21 protein-coding genes are annotated in these 23,608 nt (G+C 50.7%); 1 reads left to right on the top strand and 20 read right to left on the bottom strand.

From position 1 onward, the window contains the following. Positions 1-13 precede the first annotated feature (13 nt). From gltX to HMPREF1246_RS07060, 7 genes are all read right to left on the bottom strand, one after another. The gene (gene gltX, locus HMPREF1246_RS07090) at positions 14-1,486 is read right to left on the bottom strand and encodes a glutamate--tRNA ligase (RefSeq protein WP_016459572.1); all 1,473 of its coding nucleotides are present in this window, start codon (positions 1,484-1,486) and stop codon (positions 14-16) included. Positions 1,487-1,529: 43 nt separating this feature from the next. Next, positions 1,530-2,714: a 2-C-methyl-D-erythritol 4-phosphate cytidylyltransferase gene (gene ispD, locus HMPREF1246_RS11005; RefSeq protein WP_009016177.1), complete on the bottom strand. Its 1,185-nt coding sequence runs from the start codon at positions 2,712-2,714 to the stop codon at positions 1,530-1,532. 12 nt (positions 2,715-2,726) lie between these two features. Then, entirely contained in the window at positions 2,727-3,836 is a 1,110-nt protein-coding gene (locus tag HMPREF1246_RS07080; RefSeq protein WP_021737122.1) for a PIN/TRAM domain-containing protein, read from the bottom strand. Between the two features lie 159 nt (positions 3,837-3,995). Further along, complete coding sequence (locus tag HMPREF1246_RS07075; protein ID WP_014128377.1) at positions 3,996-4,475, bottom strand: CarD family transcriptional regulator; 480 nt, start codon at positions 4,473-4,475, stop codon at positions 3,996-3,998. A 943-nt stretch (positions 4,476-5,418) separates the two neighbouring features. Then, complete coding sequence (locus HMPREF1246_RS07070; RefSeq protein WP_014128374.1) at positions 5,419-6,357, bottom strand: 3'-5' exoribonuclease YhaM family protein; 939 nt, start codon at positions 6,355-6,357, stop codon at positions 5,419-5,421. A 13-nt stretch (positions 6,358-6,370) separates the two neighbouring features. Next, positions 6,371-7,165 carry a Nif3-like dinuclear metal center hexameric protein gene (locus HMPREF1246_RS07065; RefSeq protein ID WP_009015645.1) on the bottom strand — a complete coding sequence of 265 codons (795 nt, stop codon included), beginning with the start codon at positions 7,163-7,165 and terminating at the stop codon, positions 6,371-6,373. After that, positions 7,146-7,853: a class I SAM-dependent methyltransferase gene (locus HMPREF1246_RS07060; protein WP_021737114.1), complete on the bottom strand. Its 708-nt coding sequence runs from the start codon at positions 7,851-7,853 to the stop codon at positions 7,146-7,148. The genes HMPREF1246_RS07065 and HMPREF1246_RS07060 overlap by 20 nt, the downstream gene beginning before the upstream one ends. A 136-nt stretch (positions 7,854-7,989) precedes the next feature. Here HMPREF1246_RS07060 and HMPREF1246_RS07055 point away from each other — a divergent pair, with 136 nt between their 5' ends. Further along, positions 7,990-8,169, top strand: a complete 180-nt coding sequence (locus HMPREF1246_RS07055; protein ID WP_021737091.1) for a hypothetical protein — start codon at positions 7,990-7,992, stop codon at positions 8,167-8,169. Positions 8,170-8,326: 157 nt separating this feature from the next. Here the strand turns inward: HMPREF1246_RS07055 and HMPREF1246_RS07050 are convergent, their stop codons facing one another. The 13 genes from HMPREF1246_RS07050 to mutS form a co-directional block, all read right to left on the bottom strand. Then, positions 8,327-9,064: a hypothetical protein gene (locus tag HMPREF1246_RS07050; protein WP_009015647.1), complete on the bottom strand. Its 738-nt coding sequence runs from the start codon at positions 9,062-9,064 to the stop codon at positions 8,327-8,329. 14 nt (positions 9,065-9,078) lie between these two features. Then, positions 9,079-10,710: a phosphoenolpyruvate--protein phosphotransferase gene (gene ptsP, locus HMPREF1246_RS07045; protein WP_021737104.1), complete on the bottom strand. Its 1,632-nt coding sequence runs from the start codon at positions 10,708-10,710 to the stop codon at positions 9,079-9,081. Between the two features lie 9 nt (positions 10,711-10,719). Next, complete coding sequence (locus HMPREF1246_RS07040) at positions 10,720-10,977, bottom strand: HPr family phosphocarrier protein (RefSeq protein WP_009015649.1); 258 nt, start codon at positions 10,975-10,977, stop codon at positions 10,720-10,722. 189 nt (positions 10,978-11,166) lie between these two features. Continuing rightward, the gene (locus HMPREF1246_RS07035) at positions 11,167-12,519 is read right to left on the bottom strand and encodes a pyruvate carboxylase subunit B (protein WP_009015650.1); all 1,353 of its coding nucleotides are present in this window, start codon (positions 12,517-12,519) and stop codon (positions 11,167-11,169) included. A gap of 327 nt (positions 12,520-12,846) precedes the next feature. Further along, on the bottom strand, positions 12,847-13,833 hold the full coding sequence (locus tag HMPREF1246_RS07030; RefSeq protein WP_021737108.1) for a diaminopimelate dehydrogenase: 987 nt from the start codon (positions 13,831-13,833) through the stop codon (positions 12,847-12,849). A 419-nt stretch (positions 13,834-14,252) separates the two neighbouring features. Continuing rightward, entirely contained in the window at positions 14,253-15,104 is an 852-nt protein-coding gene (locus tag HMPREF1246_RS07025; protein WP_021737088.1) for a zinc metalloprotease HtpX, read from the bottom strand. 12 nt (positions 15,105-15,116) lie between these two features. Then, the gene (locus tag HMPREF1246_RS07020; protein ID WP_021737092.1) at positions 15,117-16,118 is read right to left on the bottom strand and encodes a divergent polysaccharide deacetylase family protein; all 1,002 of its coding nucleotides are present in this window, start codon (positions 16,116-16,118) and stop codon (positions 15,117-15,119) included. Between the two features lie 92 nt (positions 16,119-16,210). After that, positions 16,211-17,107, bottom strand: coding sequence for a site-specific tyrosine recombinase XerD (gene xerD, locus HMPREF1246_RS07015; protein WP_009015654.1), 897 nt, complete (start codon positions 17,105-17,107; stop codon positions 16,211-16,213). Continuing rightward, positions 17,091-17,360, bottom strand: a complete 270-nt coding sequence (hfq, locus tag HMPREF1246_RS07010) for an RNA chaperone Hfq (RefSeq protein ID WP_016459579.1) — start codon at positions 17,358-17,360, stop codon at positions 17,091-17,093. The genes xerD and hfq overlap by 17 nt, the downstream gene beginning before the upstream one ends. 15 nt (positions 17,361-17,375) lie before the next feature. Next, entirely contained in the window at positions 17,376-18,314 is a 939-nt protein-coding gene (gene miaA / locus HMPREF1246_RS07005) for a tRNA (adenosine(37)-N6)-dimethylallyltransferase MiaA (protein WP_021737125.1), read from the bottom strand. Then, positions 18,311-19,111 (bottom strand): class I SAM-dependent methyltransferase, encoded by an 801-nt coding sequence (locus tag HMPREF1246_RS07000; RefSeq protein ID WP_021737076.1) that lies wholly within the window; start codon positions 19,109-19,111, stop codon positions 18,311-18,313. Before HMPREF1246_RS07000 ends, miaA begins: the two co-directional genes overlap by 4 nt. Then, positions 19,108-20,994 carry a DNA mismatch repair endonuclease MutL gene (gene mutL, locus HMPREF1246_RS06995; RefSeq protein ID WP_021737111.1) on the bottom strand — a complete coding sequence of 629 codons (1,887 nt, stop codon included), beginning with the start codon at positions 20,992-20,994 and terminating at the stop codon, positions 19,108-19,110. Before mutL ends, HMPREF1246_RS07000 begins: the two co-directional genes overlap by 4 nt. After that, positions 20,991-23,606, bottom strand: a complete 2,616-nt coding sequence (gene mutS, locus HMPREF1246_RS06990) for a DNA mismatch repair protein MutS (RefSeq protein WP_014128370.1) — start codon at positions 23,604-23,606, stop codon at positions 20,991-20,993. Before mutS ends, mutL begins: the two co-directional genes overlap by 4 nt. Between the last annotated feature and the right edge of the window lie 2 nt (positions 23,607-23,608).

Raw genomic sequence — 23,608 nt, 5'->3', positions numbered from 1 at the left:
TCATGCTCCTTTCTTAGAGGCTCACATGGGCCTTTTCAAGGCTCTTCATGATGCGTTTTTCCACACGGTCAGCACCAAGGAGAGGAATCATTTCAGCAAGTTCCGGTCCATGCTGATTTCCCGTGAGGGCTACGCGGAACGGCATGTAGACCTGCTGGCCTTTGAGTTTGTTGCCTTTCTGGACAGCTTTGAAGACCCCTTTGACGCTGTCGTGGTTCAGTTCATCCAGGCTATGGAAGCCTTCGATGAGGGCTTTCATGACAAGGGGCACTGTTTCTTCTTTGAGGACGGAGACGGCTTCTTCGTTTTCGAAGTCGAAATCATCCGTGAAGTAAAGGGCAACCTTTTCCGGCACCTGGGCACCGTAGTCGACCTGAGTCTGGGCCGTTGCGACAACGCGTTTCAGCCAGTCAAGCTTTTCCCCTGTTTCGTCGCCCGTCATGTAGCCGGCTTTCACCATAAAGGGTTTGGCCAGTTCAAAGAAGGCGTCCGGCGTCAGTTTCCGGATATGCTGACTGTTGATCCAGTTGAGTTTCTTGATGTCAAAGACTGCAGGGTTTTTGGCCACGCGGTCCATGGAAAAGACCTTGCAGGCTTCTTCCATGCTGAAGATTTCTTCTTCACCCTGAGGGGCCCAACCAAGGAGGGCCAGGAAGTTATCGATACCTTCCGGCAGATATCCCTGCTGCCGATAGGCGTCAACACTCGTCGCACCGTGACGCTTGCTCATCTTCGTGTGATCTGTGCCAAGGATCAGGGAAATATGGGCAAAGACCGGTTTTTCAAAGCCAAGGGCTTCGTAGACAAGGAGCTGACGCGGCGTGTTGGACAGGTGTTCTTCCGCACGGATAACATGGGTGATATGCATCAGATAGTCGTCAATGACCACGGCGTAGTTATAGGTAGGAATCCCATCACTTTTTACAATGACGAAGTCGCCAATGCCATTTGAATCAAATTCAACATCGCCGCGGACCATATCATGGACGACGATGGTTTCATTTTCAGGAACCTTGAGCCGGATGGAAGGCTTGCGGCCCTCTTTTTCATACTGGGCCTTTTGTTCTTCCGTCAGGTGGCGGCATTTGCCCATATAGCGGGGCATCTTGCCGTCCTTGAGGAGAGCCTGCCGTTCTTCCTCCAACTCTTCCGGCGTACAGTAACAATAGTAGGCCTTCCCTTCCTTGAGCAGCTGGTCAGTATATTTCTTATAGATATCGAGCCGCTCCATTTGATGGTAGGGGCCATAAGGGCCGCCCACGTCCGCCCCTTCATCCCAAGTGATACCAAGCCATTTCAAAGCGGCCTTAATGTTTTCTTCAGATTCCGGCGTAGAACGTTTCCGGTCCGTATCTTCAATGCGCAGTACGAATTTACCGCCCATGCGTTTAGCCAGAAGCCAGTTGAAAAGTGCGGAACGGGCGCCGCCGATGTGGAACGGGCCAGTCGGGCTCGGTGCAAAACGTACTCTCATTTCTTTTTCCATTGATATACGCCTCCAAATTGATTAACAAAAATCATGATTGATTTCATTTCTTGAGGAGGACAACCGCTTCCGCGGCAATCCCCTCGCCTCTTCCTGTAAAGCCTAGTTTTTCCGTTGTCGTGGCTTTGACGTTCAGCGCGTCACCGGAAAGACCTAAATCTTCTTGGAGATTTTCCAGCATGGCCCTTTCGTAGGAAATCAGTTTAGGCCGCTGACAGATGATGGTCACATCGGCATTATGGATATGCCAGCCTTTTTCTTCAACGCGGCCGATCACCTCCCGCAGCAGCTTCCTGCTGTCGGCTCCCAGATAAGCATCATCGGAATCTGGGAAGAGGCGGCCAATATCCCCCATGCCAGCGGCGCCTAAGATTGCATCCATCAAGGCATGAAGGGCAACATCGGCATCGGAATGACCTTCAAGGCCCAATTCGTACGGAATGGTGACCCCGCAGAGGATGAGCGGCCGATGAGGGACAAGACGATGGACATCATAGCCTGATCCTACATGAAAATCCATGGCAATCTGCTCCTTTTTGAGAACGCCTTCGGCGCGGATAAAGTCCTCCGGCGTTGTAATCTTAAAATTTTCCTCCAGACCCTCAACAAGGGATACAGGATGCCCTAAGGCCTCCACCATACTGGCGTCATCGGTTACGACAAGGTTATGGGCCGTCACATAGGAAAAAGCCCTCCGCAAGAGTGCCACGTCAAAAATCTGCGGCGTCTGGACGCGGTAAAGTTCATTGCGTTTCAAGGTCTGCAGGGTTTCTTTCCCATTGGTGGAAACCTTGATGGTGTCCTTGACGGGAAGCGCGGCAACGGCAGCCCCGCTTCGCTTAGCCGCCAAAAAAACACGTTCAAATAAGGCGGCATCCGCAAAAGGCCTTGCTCCGTCATGGACGGCCACCCAAGAAGCGGTTTTGGGCAAGGTCTGTAAGGCACAGGCTACGGAATCCTGCCGTTCTCTGCCGCCTGGTACAAGGGACCAAGATAAGGTAGGGAAAAAAGCCGCTTCATATTTCTGAAGCAGGGCCCGAGCTTCTGTCAATTCCTTTGGGGCAACGGCTATGATAACATGGGTAAGAAAGGCAATGCCGCTCAACGCATGAAGGTTGCGAACCAAGATTGGCACATGCCCAAGGGGTGCATAGTTCTTATTATACCCCAACTGAGCCCGTTTTCCCATGCCGGCCGCGGCAATGATTCCATAAAGCTGTTCTTCCATCCGTCTCTCCCATCATTTCATTTTCGCAAAGATCATCCGTCCCGCCGATGTCTGCAGCACGCTCGTCACAGTAACGGGCACGGTCTGGTTGACAGAACGTTTGCCATTTTCGACAACGACCATGGTGCCATCATCAAGATAGCCGATGGCTTGGCCTTGTTCCTTACCTTCCTTAGCAAGGAAAATCCTTAGTTCTTCCCCAGGCAGCACAGCCTGTTTGAGGGCATTGGCAAGGTCGTTGACATTCAAGACCGGCACGCCCTGGATCTTGGCCACTTTGCTGAGGTTGAAGTCATTTGTCGCAAGGACACCTTTCATCTGGGCCGCAAGGCGGACCAACTTTGCATCAACTTCCGTCAAGTCATCGAAATCCTTATCGACGATTTCGATGGAAACATTTTTAAGATCCTTGATTTCCTGCACAATATCCAGACCCCTGCGGCCTCTATTGCGTTTCAAGGTATCAGCCGAATCGGCAATCTTCTGCAGCTCCTCCAGGACGAATTTGGGAATGATGATGGTCCCTTCAAGAAATCCCAAACGAATGATTTCAAGGATCCGGCCATCAATAAGCACACTGGTATCAAGAAGTTTATGAGTGCGGGAAACATGGGATGCGGTCTTTTTCGAACTTTCCTTTACGCGCGAAGAAAACCAGATCCGGTTAAAAAAGGAAACGATATCAGTCCGCTTGTTCAGTGCCACTTTAGCCCCTACAATAGCGCCAAGGATGCTGAAGATGAGGGAAATATACGGTCCAATGATGGGCAGACGGGAAAAACTCGTTCCCAGCAGAGCCGCTACAATGAGGCCCAAAATCACGCCAATGGCAAGGACAAAAATATCACTGGTAGGAAGATCAGCAAGGTACATGGCCATCCGTTCGGAAAAACGCATGATGAGGTTCATGAGAAACGGAGCGGCCCATTTTCCCAAGGAGCCAAAGACAACAAGACCCAATAGACCTAGGACAAGACGCAGCGGCGTAACACCGAGGAAGCCGACTTTTAGATACTCATTGCTCACAAACTGGGATAAAAATGGTGATGCAACTTCCATAATGAGCAGACCCGAAATGGCAAAGACAAGAATAATGAGAAACCGGGAAATCTTTTCAAGCATAAAATCACCTCCTTTTGTAAATTTCATCCCCTTATTGTACTATACTCTACTCTGAATGAAAAGATAAAAAATGAAGTCAAAACCGACTGAACAATCAGGGCCATAAAGGAAAAACACCCTTTTCGCACAAAACGAAAGGGTGCTTACAAGAAAGCAGTGTCAAATGAATTTTTCAAGCCAAGCTTCACTTTTTTCTTCGTCAACGGATTCAACAAGCATGACCTCGCTCAACAAGATTTGCTTTGCCGTTGAAAGAAGACGCCGTTCCCCCGTGGAAAGCTTCTTATCCTCTTCCTGGACGGCCAGCGTACGAACCACATCGGCCACTTCAAAGATGCTGCCCGTTTTCATCTTATCGATGTACATATTGTATCTACGGTTCCAAGTAATCCGCTTCATCCTATTTTCAGGACGAGCCTTGAGGACCTCTTCAACCTTGGGCATAACGGACTTATCCACAATAGGACGAATGCCCACCTTTTCAACATTACCGGCAGGAACCATGACTTTCATGTTGCTTAGGAGCATATCAAATACGAAATAATCAATCTGACGGCCATCAATCACCTTTTGTTCAACGTCTCGAATCACGGCCGCACCGTGCATCGGATAGAGCACCTTGTCCCCTACGGTAAACATGTAAGCCACCTCCTCCTGACAAAAATCAACCCATTTGACCGCATGGTCAAATACCCATGATGTTAGTTTAACATAATCTTGGAATAAAGTCAAATTTTAAATTATAGCATTATTAGAAGATGGATGTCAAGGAAGATTTTGTTTAGAGCAAAGATAAAGGCCAGTAGGAAAAATAATGGCGGCTGTCAAGCTGTCTAGTTGAGGCATGGGCCCTGAAAGGCCAGGCAGCATAGCACCTTCGGTGCTGGGAAAAGACTTAAGTGCGGCGATGCCAAAACACGAAGGGAAATGACCGGAAGGCCAGTGTCAAACCGCCCTTTGGGAGAGCGCCGAAGTGATCATTTGATAACACGATTCTGCGGTCTTGCTAGTACAGCAAGCTGTGCTTACAGGCAGCCTTGAACCATCGAAAAATGTTCCTCACTACCGTTCGTATGGAGACGAAGGAAAAAACACCTCTCTTCATCTGCCACCCACTCCCGCAACTAAGCTTGGTGGTTACAATCCTGCAGGGAAAGTCTGTTTGAAACTTCGTCGGTCACGAAAACGGTTCCGTTACTTTTAGCATCTGCCTGATACTCTGTTAGGTGGGATGTAAGGGATAAAAGGGCTCTGTACTCCGCCTTCTTATATTGGAGCACCGACTTTTCCGGCAGAGAAAACTCCGACCGGGCCTATCGTCGCTGTCTGTCTGTGAAAGCTTTCTGCACGAATTTTTCAACATAAAGCTCAGCAAATAATTTGAAGACTCGCTTAACTTTCCTCCACGATTTCTCCCTTTGCCGTTTTAATGCAGTTTACTGTTTGCGAATCTTTCGGCGATGGACGTTTCGCCTTGATAAGCGCAATCCCTCAATCTTGCCTATTGGCAGGCAGCTTTTTTCCCCACCAAAAAAGCCGCAAAGAACTCGTTTTTCATGTCTTTGCAGCTTTTCAGTTTATCTCATTCCAAAGGGTTTACGGCAAGGAAACGCTGGAGCATCTTGTTAAAGGCCCAGGTTTCTTTTCCATCTGTCTGGAACTGGTTCAGGACGGCATCCGTTTCATCGGCGTAATGAACAATAAAGGCCTCTTTCGTCGCACAAAAGACGGGGGAACCTTTTTCGTGATCCCCATGATGGGAAAGGATGATATGAAGAAGCTCGTCAAGACGGATGCGGGAAAGATCCGGGATATTTTCCGCAATGCGGCTGATTAGCATGGCCCCCATGGAAATATGGCCCATGAGCCGGCCTTCCGTCGTATAAGGGAAGCCAAGGCCGGCGGAAATTTCCCGAAGCTTACCGATATCGTGCAGAAGGGCTCCAGCAAGGATGAGGTCAAGGTCCACCCCACCGATGGTCTTGCCCATGCTAAGAGCCAGGCGGGCCACACAAACCGTATGATGCAGCAGACCGCCGACGTACGCATGATGAAGCCGCATTCCTGCCGGATTCCTAAGAAACCGTTCATACCGCTTCCCAGAAAACACCTGCTTGACCAGACGCTGAAGCGGTTCATCCTGGATGCGCCCGATGAGGGTCTGAAATTCCACTTCCAAGGACTCAAGGTCGATGGGTCCTGTAGGCAGCAGCATGGATAAATCGGTTTCCCCATCGGGAGGAACAACTTTCTGCACAATGACCTGCAGGTTTTGACCGCCCATGGGTGATGCATACTTATTGGCATCGACACGGCCGCCAATGATAAATGGCGTCGGTCCCTCCATGGTGCGCAGGCGATTGATAGGGCCTGCTTCAAAGCAAATGAAAGGAAGGGTTCCGCTGTTATCTTCCAAAAGGCCCCGGGCGTATGCCTTGCCATTGGAGCTTGTACCTACCTTCTGCAGACGGACAAGGCAGGGCTGCTCCAGATCATTACCGAGTCTTACATCTTTGATCATGAAAGCACCTTCTTTAGATGCTTTGGAGGACAAGGTCCTCATGGGCACGAATTACTTCAAAATGGCGGCCCGACTCCTGGCACCATGCAGTAAGAACGTCTTCCAGATGCGCGATAACAGGCAGTTCCGTCAGCTGATGGGTACCATCGACAAGGTTAAGTCCCATATTGAGGGCCTTCTGGGCGACATGATATTTTACATCGCCTGTAACGAGCGTATCCGCTCCGGCGGCCATGGCATCATCCATGAAGTCAGCTCCGCTTCCGCCAACGACGGCAACCTTAAAGACCGGCTCCTCACCGCCGGCAAAGGTGACATGGGCGGCGCCCAACTGATCCCGCACGTAAGCTGCAAAATCCTTCAGTTCCATCGGCTCACCAAGGACACCAATACGGGCAAGTCCCTGCTCCGGACAGTCCTTACGGGGAATTTCCGTTACATCGTTAAGCCCCAGCCTGTCTGCAAGGACATCGTTGACGCCGCCACGGGCAGCATCAAGGTTGGTATGGGCGGCATAGACAGCAATGTCATGTTTGATCAGTTCATACATGACTTCCATCTTTGTATCCGTCACAGCAAGGGAGCTCGGCAAATGGAAATAGTAGGGATGATGGGTGATGATAAGGTCCACCTCTTCTTCAATGGCCTGTTCCGCCACTTCTGGCATCAGGTCAAGGGCCACCATGATCTTATGGACCGGGGCTTCCACATGACCCAGGAGCAGGCCCGGATTATCCCATTTTTCCGCATAGGTAAGGGATGCATATTCGTTCATAAAGACGCAGATGTCACTGACAGTCGTTTCCATGTAATATTTCCTCCAATCGTTTTTTCGTCTCTACGGATGTTTGGTAATGCTCACTTTGGCGTGCTTTGGAACTTTTTTCCATACTGGAAAGAAGCCGGTCGTACTTGGCGATGAGACGGCGGACAAACATTCCAAGAAGCGGATGATGGCGCCGCACAAGGTCATCACCAACAAGGTCGGTCAGTCCTTCATAATGAAAGGACGGATCTTTGTGAAGAAGCAGCACTTCATAGATGCGATTCCCTTCCTGGACCAGTTCTTCCCGCAAAATTCCCCAGCCGGATCGTTCACACCAATGACGCAGTTTTTCGCTGTCATTCATAGGCTGCAGAATGAGTGTTGTGAGCGTGGGCGACGCCAGGACTTCCGGTGCCGCGTCAAGGATTTCCACCATCGTGCCGGCTCCCATGCCCGCAATGACAACCGTGTTTGCTTCACCAGGACGGGTAACCGTCAGTCCGCTGCCAAGGCACACAGAAATTACATCTTCCAGGTGATGGCTGTGAACTGTTTTCCATGCCGCTTCGCAGGGACCTTCCCCAATATCGCCGGCAATAGCTTTTTTCACCCGTCCTTGACTGATGGCCATAACGGGCAGGTAGGCATGATCGGTTCCCACGTCACACAAGGTGCCACAGGAGGGAACAAGAGAGACGAGAAAATCAAGGCGCGGACCGGCGGTTATCATAAAAGCACTCCTTTCAGGTACCGTACCATTATATCATAAAAAGAAAGAAACTCGGCATTTTTAGAGGGCTGAAATTGACACGCCAAAAAATGAAGCAGTGGCTTATCCTTTCTAAGATGTAAAAAGACGCCCCATCGTGTTTCTTTTCTTGAAGGCCCAAGGACTGATGACAGAAAAAGAAGCCGATGAGCTTTTTACCTTTTTACTCTACGGCTCCTTCTATGTAAATAAAATGATGGGGTTTACAAAAGACCACGACTGGTACAGACTGCAGGGACGGATCATATCCTTCATCCTTGCAGGGCTTTCTTCCTAATTTGCAAAAGCTGGCCGCAGCAGGAAGGATAAAAGAGTGCCGTTTCCTATTCCAGCAGGACGCACTAGCTCCAACTCCCCTCAGCAAAAGAAAACACAAAGAAAAGCGCTGTGAAGAAATGAAGGCATTTTTCATGATTCACAGCGCTTTATTCATCTCATAAGGCATCAGGATCGAGCTGAAACAGATAATTTTTTGCGTCATCGAGACTTGTTACATCCGTCCAGCCGAAGATGCGAAGGTGATGGGCAAGGGTAAAAGCCGCTTGAAAACGTTTTGTAACAGCAAGGGCCTTTTCTAGGATGGGGCGGGATTCAGGCCCCGTAAAATAGCCTTTCATCGCTTCCCGAATGAGCTCATCATTTTTGAGCGCCCACTTTTCTCGAAAACAGCTGTGAACAAACAAAAAGAGATCGATCACCCGAGGGTCAGCATCAATGAAACGCTTTTCATTTTCCCAATCAAGGAGGGTTACACTGTCTTTTTCCCGGTCGTAAGCAATGTCCCGCAGGGCCGGGCGACCGTGATGAAGGCCAAACCCATGAAGTTTACCCAGAGCTTCTCCCGCCTTATAGAAAGCTTTTCTGCGCACATCCTGCCAGGGAGCTTCTTTGGCTACGCCTTGAAGGGTCTTGCCCACGGCCTTCATAACAAAGTAATCATCATGAAGAAGGACGATTTCCGGTGCCATCGGACCATATTGATTGACTGTCAGGATTTTATAGACTTCACACCAAAAGGCCGCGTCAACGCTTTGTTTGGCAAAGCGGTTGCGATGGTTGGAAAGACGCCGTTTGATAAAATAAGGCTCGTTTTCGTACAAAAAAGGCATGACACGCCGGTCAGGCTGTTTCTTGATAGCGTCCGTCACCGCTTTTTTAAATGCTAACTGCATAAAAACACGCTTTCTTAGGACAGGCTGCGGATGAGTTTTCTTGTTGGCAGGATCCTTGCTGCAGACATGCTGAGCTCATCCACTCCCATTTCGATGAAGATCGGGATCAGTTCCGGATCGGCCGCGGCTTCTCCGCAGATGCCCACCCAGATACCCGCGTCATGACCAGCTCGGATGGTCTTATGGATAAGCCGCAGTACAGCAGGATGGCTGGCTTTTCCCAATTCTTCAAGCTGGGCGTTCTGACGGTCCACGGCTAAGGTGTACTGGACCAAGTCGTTCGTGCCGATGCTGAAGAAATCCACTTCCTGGGCCAGTTCATCACTGATAACCGCCGAAGCCGGGGTTTCAATCATAATGCCAACTTCAAGATTAGAATCAAAGGGAATTCCTTCTTCATGAAGTTTTACTTCAGCAAGATGAAGGAGCTCTTTTGCCGCCCTTACCTCTTCAACAGAAGTGATCATGGGGAACATGACCGCCACATTTCCGTAGTGGGATGCCCGCAGGATGGCTCGCAGCTGGGTATAGAAGATTTCCGGACGGGCAAGGCAGATACGGATGGCACGGAAGCCTAAAGCAGGGTTTTCCTCTTCCGGCAAGTTGAAATACCCCACCCGTTTATCGGCCCCAATATCAAGGGTGCGAATGATGAGTTTTCGCTGTCCCATTGCCTGGGCTCCCTCTTTGTAAGCCTCAAAGAGATCTTCTTCCGTTGGATAATCGTTTTTCCGGAGATAAAGGAACTCACTGCGGAAAAGGCCGATACCTTCGGCATCATTTTCAAGGACACCTGGCAGGTCCCCTTCCTGTCCGATATTGGCGTAAAGGGCAATGGAGCGGCCTGTCTTGGTTTGTGTCGGGAGGCCTTTTAAGGCATCCATATCTTCTTTGCCCTTTTCCTCGGCTTCCAATTTTTTCTTCATGGATGCAAGGGTTTCCGGTTCGGGGTCAAGGTATACCGTGCCCGTCGCACCGTCAAGGGCCGCAAGCTTACCGTTCCAGTCCTCCCCAATTACCTTTTCCGTATGTACAATGGCAGGAATGCCCATGGTACGGGCCAGGATGGCGGTATGGGAGTTGGCACTGCCGCCGCTCGTCACAAAGCCCATGATGAAATCCTTATTGAGCTGAACCGTTTCACTTGGCGTCAAGTCGTCGGCACAGATGATTACAGGGTGGTCAATCTTGGCTGCCCAATCGAAATCGCGCTTCATGAGGGTGCGCAGGACCTGTCCCATAATATCGTGGACGTCGGCAGCACGGGCTTTCATGTATTCATCGTCCATGGATTCCAGCATGGCAGCAAACTGCTCCCCTGCCCGTTCCACTGCGCCTTCTGCCGTCAAATGGTTATCCGTCATGAGCCCTTCGATCATGTCCACAAGATCAGGGTCCTGGAGCATCATTTGATGGGTTTCAAAGATGCCAGCTTCCTCTTCACCGATTTCCTGTCGAGCTTTCTCGGCAAGTTCGCCCAATTGGGCAATCACTTTTTCCTGGGCCGCATGGAAGCGGCGCAGTTCCGCCTCGGGATTAAGGCTCGTAAGAAGGGTCACACGATCTTCATCGGAAGCGTCTGGTTTGGCCGCAATCGGAGCCACAGCCACACCGCTGGAAGCGGACTTTCCTTTGATGATAATCATAGGCACCTCTTAGAGATTTTCCTTAAGGAAGGATTTCAAGGTGCTGGCGGCTTCCTTTTCGTCTTCCCCTTCAACCGTAACGGTAATCGTCATACCAGCTTTGATGCCAAGGCCCATGACGGTAAAGATGCGTTTAAGGTCGCCGGTCTTTCCATTGCCTTCCACCTTGCAGGTCGACTTGAAGCCAGCGGCGGTCTTGACCAAAAGTCCCGCAGGACGAGCATGGATACCCGCAGGATCCGTAATTGTATAGGTAAACTTTTCCATTGTGATTCCTCCTCAGATTCCATAAGCAAAAACACATATTCCTTTTATTTTATAGTGAATGGGATTGTATTGCAAGTGCTTCCCTCAAGGAAGAGCCGTACCGATAGCACAAGACAGTCCCGTTGGCAAAAAAGAAGCAGCACCATGAAAGATAGGGTTCACGGTGCTGCACAAATTCATTCTGGTTTCTTAGCGGTTCTTTTTGAAGTATTCCAAAGCAACTTCCGGGAAGAGAGCGTAGCTTAAGACGTCTTCCACGCTAGCATTGGGATAGCCTTTTGCGGCAAGGTCAGCGCGCATCTTATCCATTTGCGGTGCGATATCATCGGCCGGACGATGGGTAATGGGCTGTTCACCATTTTTAAGGACCAGTTTTTTCAGCTCTTCGCTGATTGGGCCCGGCGTTCTGCCATATTTGCCGCGGACGATGTCGCGGACTTCTTTCGGAATCATCTTGTAACGGCCGAGAACAACGTTCATGGTAGCCATGGAGCCAACAATCTGGCTGCTGGGCGTAACAAGAGGAGGATACCCCAGGTCAGCACGGACTTTCGGCATTTCCTTCAGCAGGGCATCGTACTTATCGGCAACGCCCATCTCAGCAAGCTGTTTGCGCAGGTTGCTAAGCATGCCGCCGGGAATCTGGAAGCTGAGGACCTGCGGGTTGATGTCGCTGCTGTTTGGCAGGTTGAAGGTCTTGATAAGGTCGGCTTTAACCTTCTTGAAGTGATCAGCAATCGGATAAAGTTTGTTGACATCAATCTTCGGATCCCGTTCCTGACCGGTCAGGGTGTAAACCAGGGATTCCGTGCAGGTATGGCTCGTGCTTTCAGCAAACGGGGACATGGCTGTATCAACCATATCGGCACCGGCTTCAACAGCCTTGAGGATGGTCATGGCACCCATGCCGCTCGTGCAGTGGGAGTGAACATCGATAGGTACATGGATTTCTTTCTTAAGGGCCGTAACGAGGTTGTAGCAGGCGTAAGGAGCAAGCAGGCCGGACATATCTTTGATGCAGATGGAATCAGCCCCCATTTCTTCCAGTTCCTTGGCAAGCTTCACAAAATCGCTGTCCTTGTGATACGGACTGATGGTATAAACAAGCGTACCCTGGGCATGGGCACCGGCTTCCTTGATGGCCTTCATGGAGCATTCCAGGTTCCGTGTATCATTAAAGGCATCAAAAACGCGGACAATATCAATGCCGTTTGCCACGCTTCGTTTAATGAATTCCGTAACGACATCGTCTGCATAGTGGTTATAGCCCAGGAGGTTCTGACCGCGAAGCAGCATCTGCAGTTTGGTATTCTTCACATGGCTGCGGATGGTGCGCAGGCGTTCCCAGGGATCTTCATTCAGGAAGCGAAGGCAGGAGTCAAACGTAGCACCGCCCCATGCTTCGAGTGCGTAGAAGCCGCAATCATCTAGGGCTTCCAAGACGGGAAGCATATCGCTCGTACGCATTCTCGTTGCGCAGATGGACTGATGTCCATCTCTGAGGACAGTTTCCACGATCTTAACAGGATTCGGGTTATTCATGTTTTAAACCTCCCATATTCTTAACATTTCTGTTGTCAAATAAGCTAACTGTTTCCATTATAACATAAGACTTTCTTTTCTGTGTAATAGAAGAATCCTTATTGGAGGTATAAGTAAGAGTTCCCTTATTCTTTACTCGGTGCACAAATCGAGCTGACTTCAAAAAGGACGTACGACAGCATAGTTGGGGCTATTCAAAAAATGAGATCCTAGTATGTATTCTATTCCGATACGCCGTGCCCCCATTGGTATCAGATGAATCTCTTAAAAGCCAATGGGGGCACGTAACTACATCGTTTCGGTGCGATTTTCGCGCCGAGCAAAAAACTAAAGGAGATGGGCCCTCAGTTCCTCCCCGCTTTCAGGGCAGAGATAAGCCGGTGCGATATCAAGGGCCGTACGGCACCCCGTACCGCCTTCACGGGCAATGCGATGGGCAGCCCGCGCATAGGCCACAAGGACGGATCCCGTAAATTCCGGATTCGAATCAAGGGTCAGGGCCAGTTCAAAGATATGCTTGTGTTCGTCGTCTGTGCCTGTTTTCCCGGAACGGATGACAAACCCGCCATGGGCAAGACCACTATGATCTCGCTTCATTTCTTCCTCACTGATGAAGTGGACCGTCGTATCGTAGTCACTGAAGTAGTTCGGCATGGTTACGATAGCCTTTGTCACAGCCTCAGCATCGGCACCTTCTTCAAGGACAGCAAAAACTTCACGCGTATGTTTTTCCCGCGTCGTAAGTTCCGGGTTCTTGCCGGCACGAACCGCGTCAAGAGCGGTTTTCACGGGAATGGTGTACTGCTTGGCGTCCTTGACACCGGGAATGCGGCGAACCGCGTCACTGTGGCCTTGGCTGACGCCTTTGCCCCAGAAGGTATAGTCCTTCCCTACGGGAAGGACGGCATGGCTATAGACGCGGGCAAGGGAAAATAGGCCCGGATCCCAGCCAACGGAGATGACCCCGACGTGATTTGTTTCCTTACCGGCTGCATCAACGGCCGCAAAATGGTCAGGAATGCAGGCATGTGTATCAAAGCTATCCACCACGTTGAATTTCTTTACATATTGCGGCGTCTGTTTAGGCAGGTCCGTTGCACTGCCGCCGCAGATAATGAGGACATCGACCTTATCTTGGTAAGCGTCGATATCGTTTACGGAGATGACGGGAACACCGGTCGTTTTGATGCTGACCTTTGCCGGGTCACGGCGGCTGAAGACCGCGACAAATTCCATATCCGGACTGTTTCTAAGGGCCAGTTCAACACCACGGCCCAAATTTCCGTAGCCCATGATGGCAACTCTCGTTTTCATATCGTATACCCCTCCATGTAATTCATCTGGTTTAGTGAAGTAGAGTTACACTATAACATAAAATAAAAGGATTTTCATTAATAAATTGAAATTTTAGGGAAGTAAAAAGTGCAAGTTCCCTTTCACCAGAATGCCTGTATCAAAGGTTACATTAGACAGAGGATCCGTGCTCTCAAACTGCCTGCTCCAGCAATCAGACACCTGTTGTGCGGGGAACAAGGAAAAAAGATAAGGTGGTTTGGTGCCATGCATTCGAACTTAAAGCTGCAGGGACAGCGGTAAGGTGATAGCTATCCCCTGCCGTGAAATGTTCCGTTGTACGATGCGCCATGAGCCCATTGCTTCAGATTAATCTTTCTAAAGCAATGGGCTCACGTTCTACATCAAATCAGTCCGATTTTTGGGCTGAGTAAAAAGAATTACACAATACACTGCCTCGTCCCCATCCTTTCCGCCTGCTCGCGCAGCCGGCGGATGCGGTCTTCCGTTGCCGGGTGAGTGGAAAAGAGGCTCTTTGCCTCTTTTGCTGCAAAGGGAGAAATGATGAACATATGGGCTGAACTTTCCTGAGCCCCAGCCATAATGGTACGATGGGCGGCAAGGTCGATTTTTTCCAGGGCATTTGCCAGTTCATCGGGGTCACCGCACAGGGCGCCACCTGCTTCATCAGCCATATACTCCCGGGTCCGGGAAATCGCGAGTTGAATGATCATGGCCATGAGGGGCGTCAGAATGAGGATCAAAAGGGAAGCAATAGGATTTTGGCGATCCCGATCCCTGCCGCCGCCAAACCAGAAGGCAAACCGAGTCAACGCCGAAATAGTGCCTGCCATGACGGCGGCAATAGTGCCAACGAGGATATCCCGATGAAGAATATGGCTCATTTCATGCCCCAAGACGCCGGCAATTTCCGGAGCTGTGAGCGCGTCCATAAGGCCCGTCGTCACGCAGACCGCGGCATGCTGGGGATTGCGGCCCGTGGCAAAGGCATTGGGCACACGGCTGTTCATAACGTAGACCTTGGGCATGGGAAGGTTGGCCCGCGCCGCGAGTTTTTCTACAATGTCATATAATTCCGGCGCCTCATTTCTCGTTACAGGGACACAGCCATATTGATGGATGACCATGGTGTCACTGTACCAATACATGAAGAAATTCATAGCAAGGGAAACAAGCAGCATGAGGCTCATTCCGGATGAGCCCCCGAGATAGTCCCCTAAAAAAACTAAAAGGGCCGTCATAAGCCCCATGAGGGCAGTCGTTCTCAGCATTAGATGACCTCCTTACTGTAGCAGGGACGCGGCAGGGACCAAAGTAATGCCCGATTGTATAACAGCCTTGTAAGACCGTTTCCAGGCTTCTGCCGTATTGGGCCTAGCATGACAGATGACAATGACACTGCCATAACGGTCTGCCAGCTTGACAGCCTGCGCAATCTTTTCCTCAATGGCACCGATATCACTGCTGTTATCGAGAAAGAGCGAGTTATGTCCGGTTGGGATGCCAAGATTTCCCGCTTCCCTTTCTGCCACCGTGGCGGAATTGGTCCTGCTGTCAATAAAGAAAAGGCCATTTTCCCCAATGACAGAAAGAGCTGCGCGAATGGTTGGGCCATGGGCGGTTGCCTTGGAACCCTGATGGTTATTGACGCCGGAAATGCCGGGCAGGCTGTCGATGGCTTCCTGCACAAAGGACGCTATCTGAGCCTTTGTCTGCCCTACCCCCACGAAGCGGGTTTCGGAGCTGCCGCCTGAAACGGGTTCCATGGGCAGATGAAGCATAGCCGTGTGGCCGCTGTTTCGGATGATGGAAAGGGCTGCCGCGCTATTGGGTTTAAAGGGAATGACCGCAAAGGTCATCTTAAGGGGCAGGCTCGTCAGTGTCCGTACCGGTCCCAACTGGTAACCGCAGTCGTCAATGACGATGGCAAGGCACCCCTTATAGGCGCCTGGAGCAAGTCCCAAAGAATTTTCATCCGCCTTAGCCGGTTCCTTTTTCGCAGCCGGCGGAACCGTCTTTTTCTCTTCTACAGGGTGATCCCGAATGGGTCCCTGCTTCTCTTCTTTTTCAATTTTTTCAATCTTTTCTTTTTCGATTTCTTTGCGTTCTTTCTTGCGAACCTTCTCAATCTCTTCCTTAACGGTTTGGGGAAGGACTTCCTTCACGGTCTCGCGGACGGTTTCAGGCAGCGCTTCTTCAACCACATCGGGCCAAGTCAGATCGGGATTATTTTTTTTATGCGCCGCAAGAAACATCCCAAGACCAATAATGACAAAAAGGATCACAAATATCAAGCATCCGCCGTGCTTATTCCTGCGGCGGCGTGGCGAGCGGGCAGCCGCTTGCCGTTTAGGTTTACGAGGCATTGCATTCTCCCTTATGCCCGAGGATGGCTTTTATCATAGATGGCCTTGAGACGATGATTGGTGAGGTGAGTATAAATCTGCGTCGTAGAGATATCGGAATGACCCAACAGTTCCTGCACCGTTCTAAGGTCCGCTCCATTATCGAGCATATGAGTAGCAAAGGAGTGGCGCAGGATATGAGGCGTCAAGGATTTGGCAATATGGACCTTGAGCCCATAATTTTTAATGAGCTGCCAAAAGCGCTGCCGCGTCATGCCCGTTCCCCGAATGGTCAGGAAAAGATCGTCACAGGGACGGTTTTCCTTGACAAAATGGGGACGGACCCGGCTGAGATACTCCTTTAGATACTCAATGGCATAATGTCCCAGTGGAATGAGACGTTCCTTTGCGCCCTTACCATAAGCAATTACATAATGGGACGCAAGATTAACGCTCCCTACCTTGAGGGCAAGCAGTTCCGAAACACGCATGCCCGTTGCATACATCACTTCAAGCATGGTCCGGTCCCGGTACCCTTCCGGTGTATCTAGGTCGGGCGCTTCAAACAATCGATTCACTTCATCCACGCTCAAGACCTTTGGCAGGACCATCCCCCTTGTTTCCGATTCAACAACTTCGCAGGGATCGACCTCAATGGTTCCTTCGGCCGTCATAAAACGGAAAAAGGCCTTCAAAGCAGCCAGTTTCCGGGCAGAACTTGTTACTGCATAATTTTGGGCCTTAAGGACGCTCATATACGTAAGAATATCATCACGGCTGATTTCCTTAATGGGCTTTTTGACCCAGACTGCAAAAAGACGCAGATCACGGCCATAGGACTCACGCGTGTTGCGCGCAAGTCCCATTTCCACCGTTAGATAATCCATAAAAAGAGCAATCTCATCTTCTATTTTATTCCTTAGGGACACTCTGATCATTTCCTTTTTTAAGTACTAAGATCGATTCTGCCTCCACAGGGGCGATCGTCGAAATCGCATGTTTATAGATCAATTCCTGTCTTCCATCGCAGTCAATAATGACCGTAAAGTTATCAAATCCCCAAACCTTTCCGCGAACCTGAAATCCATTGAGCAAATAAATGACAATGGTCTTCTTTTCGGCGCGCACTTTGTTCAGGAAGCTATCCTGGAGATTGAGTGTCTTAGCGTTTGATGTTCCCATGAATGAATCCCTCTCTCATTTTTCTATAAATTGTCTTTCTCGAAGCACTTCCAGCATCTTATCCGCAATGGCTGGATAGTGAGGCGATGCGTCAAGCATCAGCCAATGGATGTAAGGCATTTTCTTGTACCAGGTAATCTGCCGTTTGGCAAAATTACGGGTTGCCTGCTTGATCTTGGCGACAGCTGTTTTTTTGTCCCATTCCCCTCGAAAATACTGGACACATTGACGGTAGCCGATGCTCTTCATGGATTGGGAATCCAAAGGGATCCCTTGATCATAGAAAAAGCGAGCCTCATCAAAAAGACCCTCTTCCACCATCAAATCAACACGGCGATTGATTCGATCGTACAGGAGGGCACGCTCCATCGTAAGACCAAAGACCACCGCGTCAAAAGGACTTTTGCTGTCCTTTTCTTGGGATACAGGGTCTCCATCTTCCCATGCTTCGATGGCTCTAATTATACGCCGTCTATCATTAATCTTCAATCGATTCGCCGTTTCTTCATCAAGTTTTTCCAATTTTTGATGGAGGGCCTCATTGCCATAGCGATCGGCATATTCTGCAAGGGCCTGACGTCGCTTGGTTTGTTCTTCGCTGGTTGAAAAATGGTAGTTTTCAAGAAGGGCCTTAAGATAAAGTCCTGTCCCCCCTACAATGATGGGCATATGCCCCCGCCCATGGATTTCCTGGATGAGGGACGCCGCTTCCCTTTTAAAATCAAAGGCCGAATATTTTTCTTCCGGGTCGCGCACATCAATCAGATGATGCACGGCAAGGGCCCGTTCTTGGGGCGTTGGTTTGGCCGTAGCAATGTCCATACCACGGAAAACAAGCATGGAATCACCGGAGATGATTTCCCCTTTGAGCTTTTGGGCAAGGAGAATTCCACAGGCTGTCTTTCCTGTCGCTGTTGGTCCGAGGATGACAACGACTTTTTCTTTTGCGGTCATGGTATCCTCCTTATGATTCCGTATTTGATGCGGCTGTAGCGGCCGCCTTGGATTTCCTGGGCGCCCAATTCGGTCAAGAACTGTCGGCTTCGTTCCTTGACGACGACAAGAGGGGCCGCCTTGAGTGCCTTTTCAATGACGCTCCGCGTCAGCGGGCGATGATCGGCAGCCGGACGCATGGGGACCATGTTAGAGGAGCCTTCGACAGGATGCTCAAACATAGGGTCAAAATAGACGGCATCAAAGGAGTCAGGCGGAAGGCTTTCCAAATAGGCCGCCGTATCCCCCAAAACAGGTTCAATGCGCCGAAGGGCCTTCAATAGGTCCTCATCGCCCTCGTCATAAGAGCGCAGGCCAAGCCGAGTCATTTGATAAAGAATGGGAGACGCCTCAACCCCCACGACTGTTCCTTCGGATCCCACAGCATAAGAAATAACCGCTGCGTCCGAGGCAAGGCCCAAGGTCCCGTCAAGGACCCGGCTGTCAGGCCGAAGGGCCAGGGCTTCCACCAGATGGTCCGTTTTTCCTTCTTTAAGGGCCCGCACGCGGAGCGTTGCCATACTGGGATGGTAATAAAGGATCCCCTCTTCGGTTTCTACTTGGGGCCCTTTCCGCGTTGCGACAAGAAGGCCGACAAGGTTCCTCTCTTTGCGAAGCGTTTCCAAGGAAACTCCACGGGGCCGCTTCAGATAAGGAATAGCAAGCGTTTCCGCCCAGGATTTCGCCATTTTGATAAGCTCCGTACCGCCCTTGAGCCCCACAGTTACGGCAAAGCGCCCTTTCTTCTCCCCCATCATGTCCGTTTAAAGAGCTTAAAGAGCTCCGGCGTCGTCACTTCAATCATACAGGGCCGTCCATGGGGGCAGGTAAAGGGATGTTCCGTATTGAGAAGTTCCAAGATGACTTCCCTCATCTGGCGGATATTCAGGAGTTCACCTGCCCGGATGGCACTGTGACAGGCCGCATAGTGAAGGACTTCCTCCCGTAGGTCACTGGTCTTGATGGAGCGGTTTTCCTCAAGAAGGGTCAGGATATCCTGGATAAAGGCTTCGGCCTCCCCGTCTTCCACATCGGCCGGCAGGGCAGAAACACGCAGGGAAGTTTCCCCGGCAGGTTCCGCGTCGACACCGAGTTTCAGAAATTCGTCGCGATGTTCTGTCACGGCATCCACATCCGCAGCACTTACGGAAAGAAAAAGCGGCATAAGAAGGGTTTGACTGGGGACCGGTTTCTGCTGCCTGATGAAACGGTCATACATGATGCGTTCATGGGCCGCATGCTGGTCGATGAGGTAAAGGCTTGTTTCTGACTGGGCGACGATGAAGGTCCGGTTGACCTGTCCCAAAGGCCAGATTACGTCAATCCCACTGGGGGCCTGGATTTCCCCTCGTTCATTCACGGAGCCAGCTATTTCTCCGCTTGTCTCTTCGCCCGTTATGGCATGGGGTTCTGTCGCGCGTGGCACCGTACGCTGCGCGCCAAAGATTTCGTCCGTATAGGAGCGATCAGGCCGCTCAACCTGAGGCTCCGGCGTACGCCAAATCGGCTGGCCAAAGGCAGGATTCTGGGGAAGAAAGCTGCGGCCTTGGGAATGAGGGAAAATACTTACTTCTTCGGCAAGGCTTTCGTCTTTTTGGGGAGACGGCTTTTTAAAGGTCACTTCGTCCTTTCCGTGTTCCGTCCCCCGCATAGGATGCGTCAGGGCATTTGTAAGTGCGTGGTAGACAGCCCGGTAAACAGCCTGCTCATCACCAAACTTGATCTCACTTTTTTGGGGATGGACATTGATATCAATCGCATGGGTATCCACGGTGAGCTTCAGCATGGCAAAAGGAAACCCTGACTTAGGGATCTGGGACTGATAGGCGTGATCGATGGCACGGCTCACCATCCGGCTTACGATATACCGATCATTGACAAAAAGAGTCTGCCACTGCCGCGTTCCCTTAAGAAGGGTGGGCCGACTGATAAACCCCTTGACACGGATTCCATCCTGTTCATGGTCTACGGGAAGAAGGGCCTCAACGACATTTTTCCCATAAAGCGCCCCAATGACGTCGAGTTCATCACTGCTTCCCGGGGTATTAAGGACTTCCTTGTCGTTATTTTGAAGCGTAAAATGGACATCCGGCCGTGAAAGGGCCATTTTGGAAAGGATATCGTTGATATAGCGACCCTCCGTACTGACCGTCCGCAAAAACTTGCGCCGTGCTGGAACGTTATAGAAAAGATCCTTTACCGTCACGGTCGTCCCCACATCTCCGCCCATCACATCAACGCTCATATTTTCCCCGCCATCGATGGTGATGCTTGTTGCAAACTCCGCGCCTTCTTCCCGTGTGAGAAGGTTGAAATGGCTGACAGAGGCAATGCTCGGCAGCGCTTCCCCGCGAAACCCCAGAGTTTTTAAGGTAAGTAGGTCCTCAGCCCTTACAATCTTGCTTGTTGCGTGGCGCAGTACGGCAAGACGGGCATTTTCCTCATCCATACCGGACCCGTTGTCCTTGACGCGGATATATTCCGTTCCCCCCTCATAAATCGTGACATCCACATGGGTGGCACCGGCATCAAGGGCGTTTTCTACCAATTCCTTGACAACGGACATTGGCTTTTCAACAACTTCACCAGCAGCAATCTGGTTGGATGTATTTTGGTCCAGGAGCTGGACTTTTGCTTTCACGAAAGTTTTCCTCCTTCCCGTTTGGCTTCTTCCGCCAGTTGATAGAGGGTATTCATGGCCTCAAGGGGGGTCATGGTCATGACATCAAGTCCCATGAGGGTATCCCGGATGGTATCGCCAAAAAGGCTTCCCTGCGTCTCATCCGTCGCCGCTTCCTTGGAAATCTCGACATGATGCGTGCCCTTATGGGAAAGCGGTGCCTCGGCGGCATATTCCTCCAAAAGCTCATCCGCCCGGTCCAGGACCTTTTTGGGCAGACCTGCAAGTTTAGCGACGTGGATTCCATAGCTGCGATCCGTTCCGCCAGGCACAATGCGCCGCAAAAAGACCACATCGTTGCCTTTTTCCTTCACGGCGATGGAATAGTTCTTGATGCCATCAAAAAGATCTTCCAATTCAATCAGTTCATGATAATGAGTTGCAAATAGGGTCTTGGCCTTGATTTTTTCGTTGATATATTCCACCACGGCACGGGCAATGCTCATCCCGTCATAGGTGCTTGTTCCGCGCCCGACCTCATCAAGGATGATGAGACTGCGGCTCGTGGCATTTTTAAGGATATTTGCCACTTCATTCATTTCCACCATGAAGGTGCTTTGCCCCGTGGCAAGGTCATCACTGGCGCCGACACGGGTAAAGATGCGGTCCACGGGGGTGATGACAGCTTCCCGGCAGGGCAGGAAGCTGCCCATTTGGGTCATGAGGACCAGCAGTGCCACCTGACGCATATAGGTCGATTTCCCGGCCATATTAGGGCCCGTCAGGATGATGAGGCGTTCATTCGTCCCATTTAAATGGACATCGTTGGGGACAAAAAGCTCCCGTTCGAGGAGTTTTTCCACGACAGGATGGCGCCCATCCTTGATGATGATTTCACCTTTGTCGCTAAGGCGCGGGCAGACATAATTTCCCTTGAAGGCAGCCATGGCAAGAGAATAGATAGCATCAAGCTCACCAATGGCACGGGCCGTATCCTGGATTGTAACAAGCTCATCACGGACACAGTCACGGATTTCATTGAAGAGATAATATTCAAGCTGCTGGATCTTTTCCTTGGCACTGAGAATCTTATTTTCAAAGGCCTTCAGTTCCGGAACAATATAACGTTCCCCATTGACCAAGGTCTGCTTGCGGATAAAGCTATCCGGCACTTGGGAAACCTGCCCTTTGGACACTTCAATATAATAGCCAAAGACTTTGTTGAATCCGACCTTTAGGTTCTTGATTCCCGTTTCTTCCTTGATGCGCAGCTCAAAATCCTGCATCCAGGCATTGTTATTTTCCGCAATATCATGGAGCTCATCCAGTTCGGCATTATACCCCTTACGAATCATCCCTCCTTCCCGGACCGTAAAGGGCGGGTCATCGACAATGCCACGGCGCAGTTCATCAAGGACGGTTTCATGACTGTCAATGCGGGAGGAAAGCTTTGCCAGGAGCCCATCCCGATAGGGGGCAAGCAGGCGCTTAAGGTCCGGTACGGCCAGAAGTGCGGTGCGCAGGGAGGCCATATCCCGAGCATTGGCAGACCCCACTTCGATTCGGGAAAGGATGCGCTCAAGGTCTGTGATTTTTTTAAGGGCTTCACCGAGCTCTGTCCGCAGCCGGGAATCACCTACAAGCGTGCCTACAGCCTGCTGCCGACTTGTAATGCGGGCCGCATCATAAAGGGGGGATTCAATCCACTGCCGCATGAGGCGGGCTCCCATGGCGGTCGCGGTGTAATCAAGGATATCAAGGAGGGTGCCTTTTTTCGTACCGTCCTTCATATTCCGGACCAGTTCCAGATTGCGGATAGCCGTTGCGTCAAGGACCATGGTCCGGTCTGTCGTAATTTCCGTGAGGCGATTCAGCTGTGCCAAATCGCTTTTTACATTGATATGGATATATTGAAGCATGAGTTCAATCGTATCCCGTACAAGCGGTTCGGTATACGCTTTCCCTTCCGTCCCAAAATGACGGGCAAAAGCATCGATTCCCCCATCTTTTTGAAAGCGGTTGACCATGCATTGGGGCAGTTTCTGAGAAAGTTCCTGCAGGAACCGTTCCGGCAGCTGTTCATCCGGGGCAAGGACTAGCTCCGCCGGCTGCATGCGGTAGATCTGATCCATCAGAAGATCTTCCCAATAAGGGCCGGATGCTTCGTACCAACTGGCCTCCCCTGTGGATACATCGGCAAGGCCAAGGACGGCCCGCCCGTCACCTATAGAAACAGCTGCAAGATATTGATTGTGCTCGTCATCAAGGACGGCATCGGAAAGAACCGTTCCTGGCGTCAAGATTTTTGTGACTTCCCGTTTGACGATTCCGACGGCTTTCTTGGGATCTTCCATCTGGTCGCAAATGGCAATGCGATATCCCTTCTTGATGAGTTTGGCCAAGTAGCCATCTACTGAATGAAAAGGTACACCGCACATGGGGATGGGATGTTTTGTATTGCCTGCGCGCTGGGTCAGCGTCAGATTGAGTTCCCTTGAAGCGGTAATGGCATCCCCAAAAAAGAGTTCATAAAAGTCACCGAGACGATAGAAAAGAAGCTTATCCTCATGCTGCTTCTTGATTTCCATATATTGCTGCACCATGGGGGTATACCCTTCACCAGTCTGCGTCATGG

Source organism: Acidaminococcus sp. BV3L6, from assembly GCF_000468835.1.
Lineage (GTDB): Bacteria > Bacillota > Negativicutes > Acidaminococcales > Acidaminococcaceae > Acidaminococcus > Acidaminococcus intestini.
This window is presented reverse-complemented; position numbering and strand designations above follow the sequence as displayed.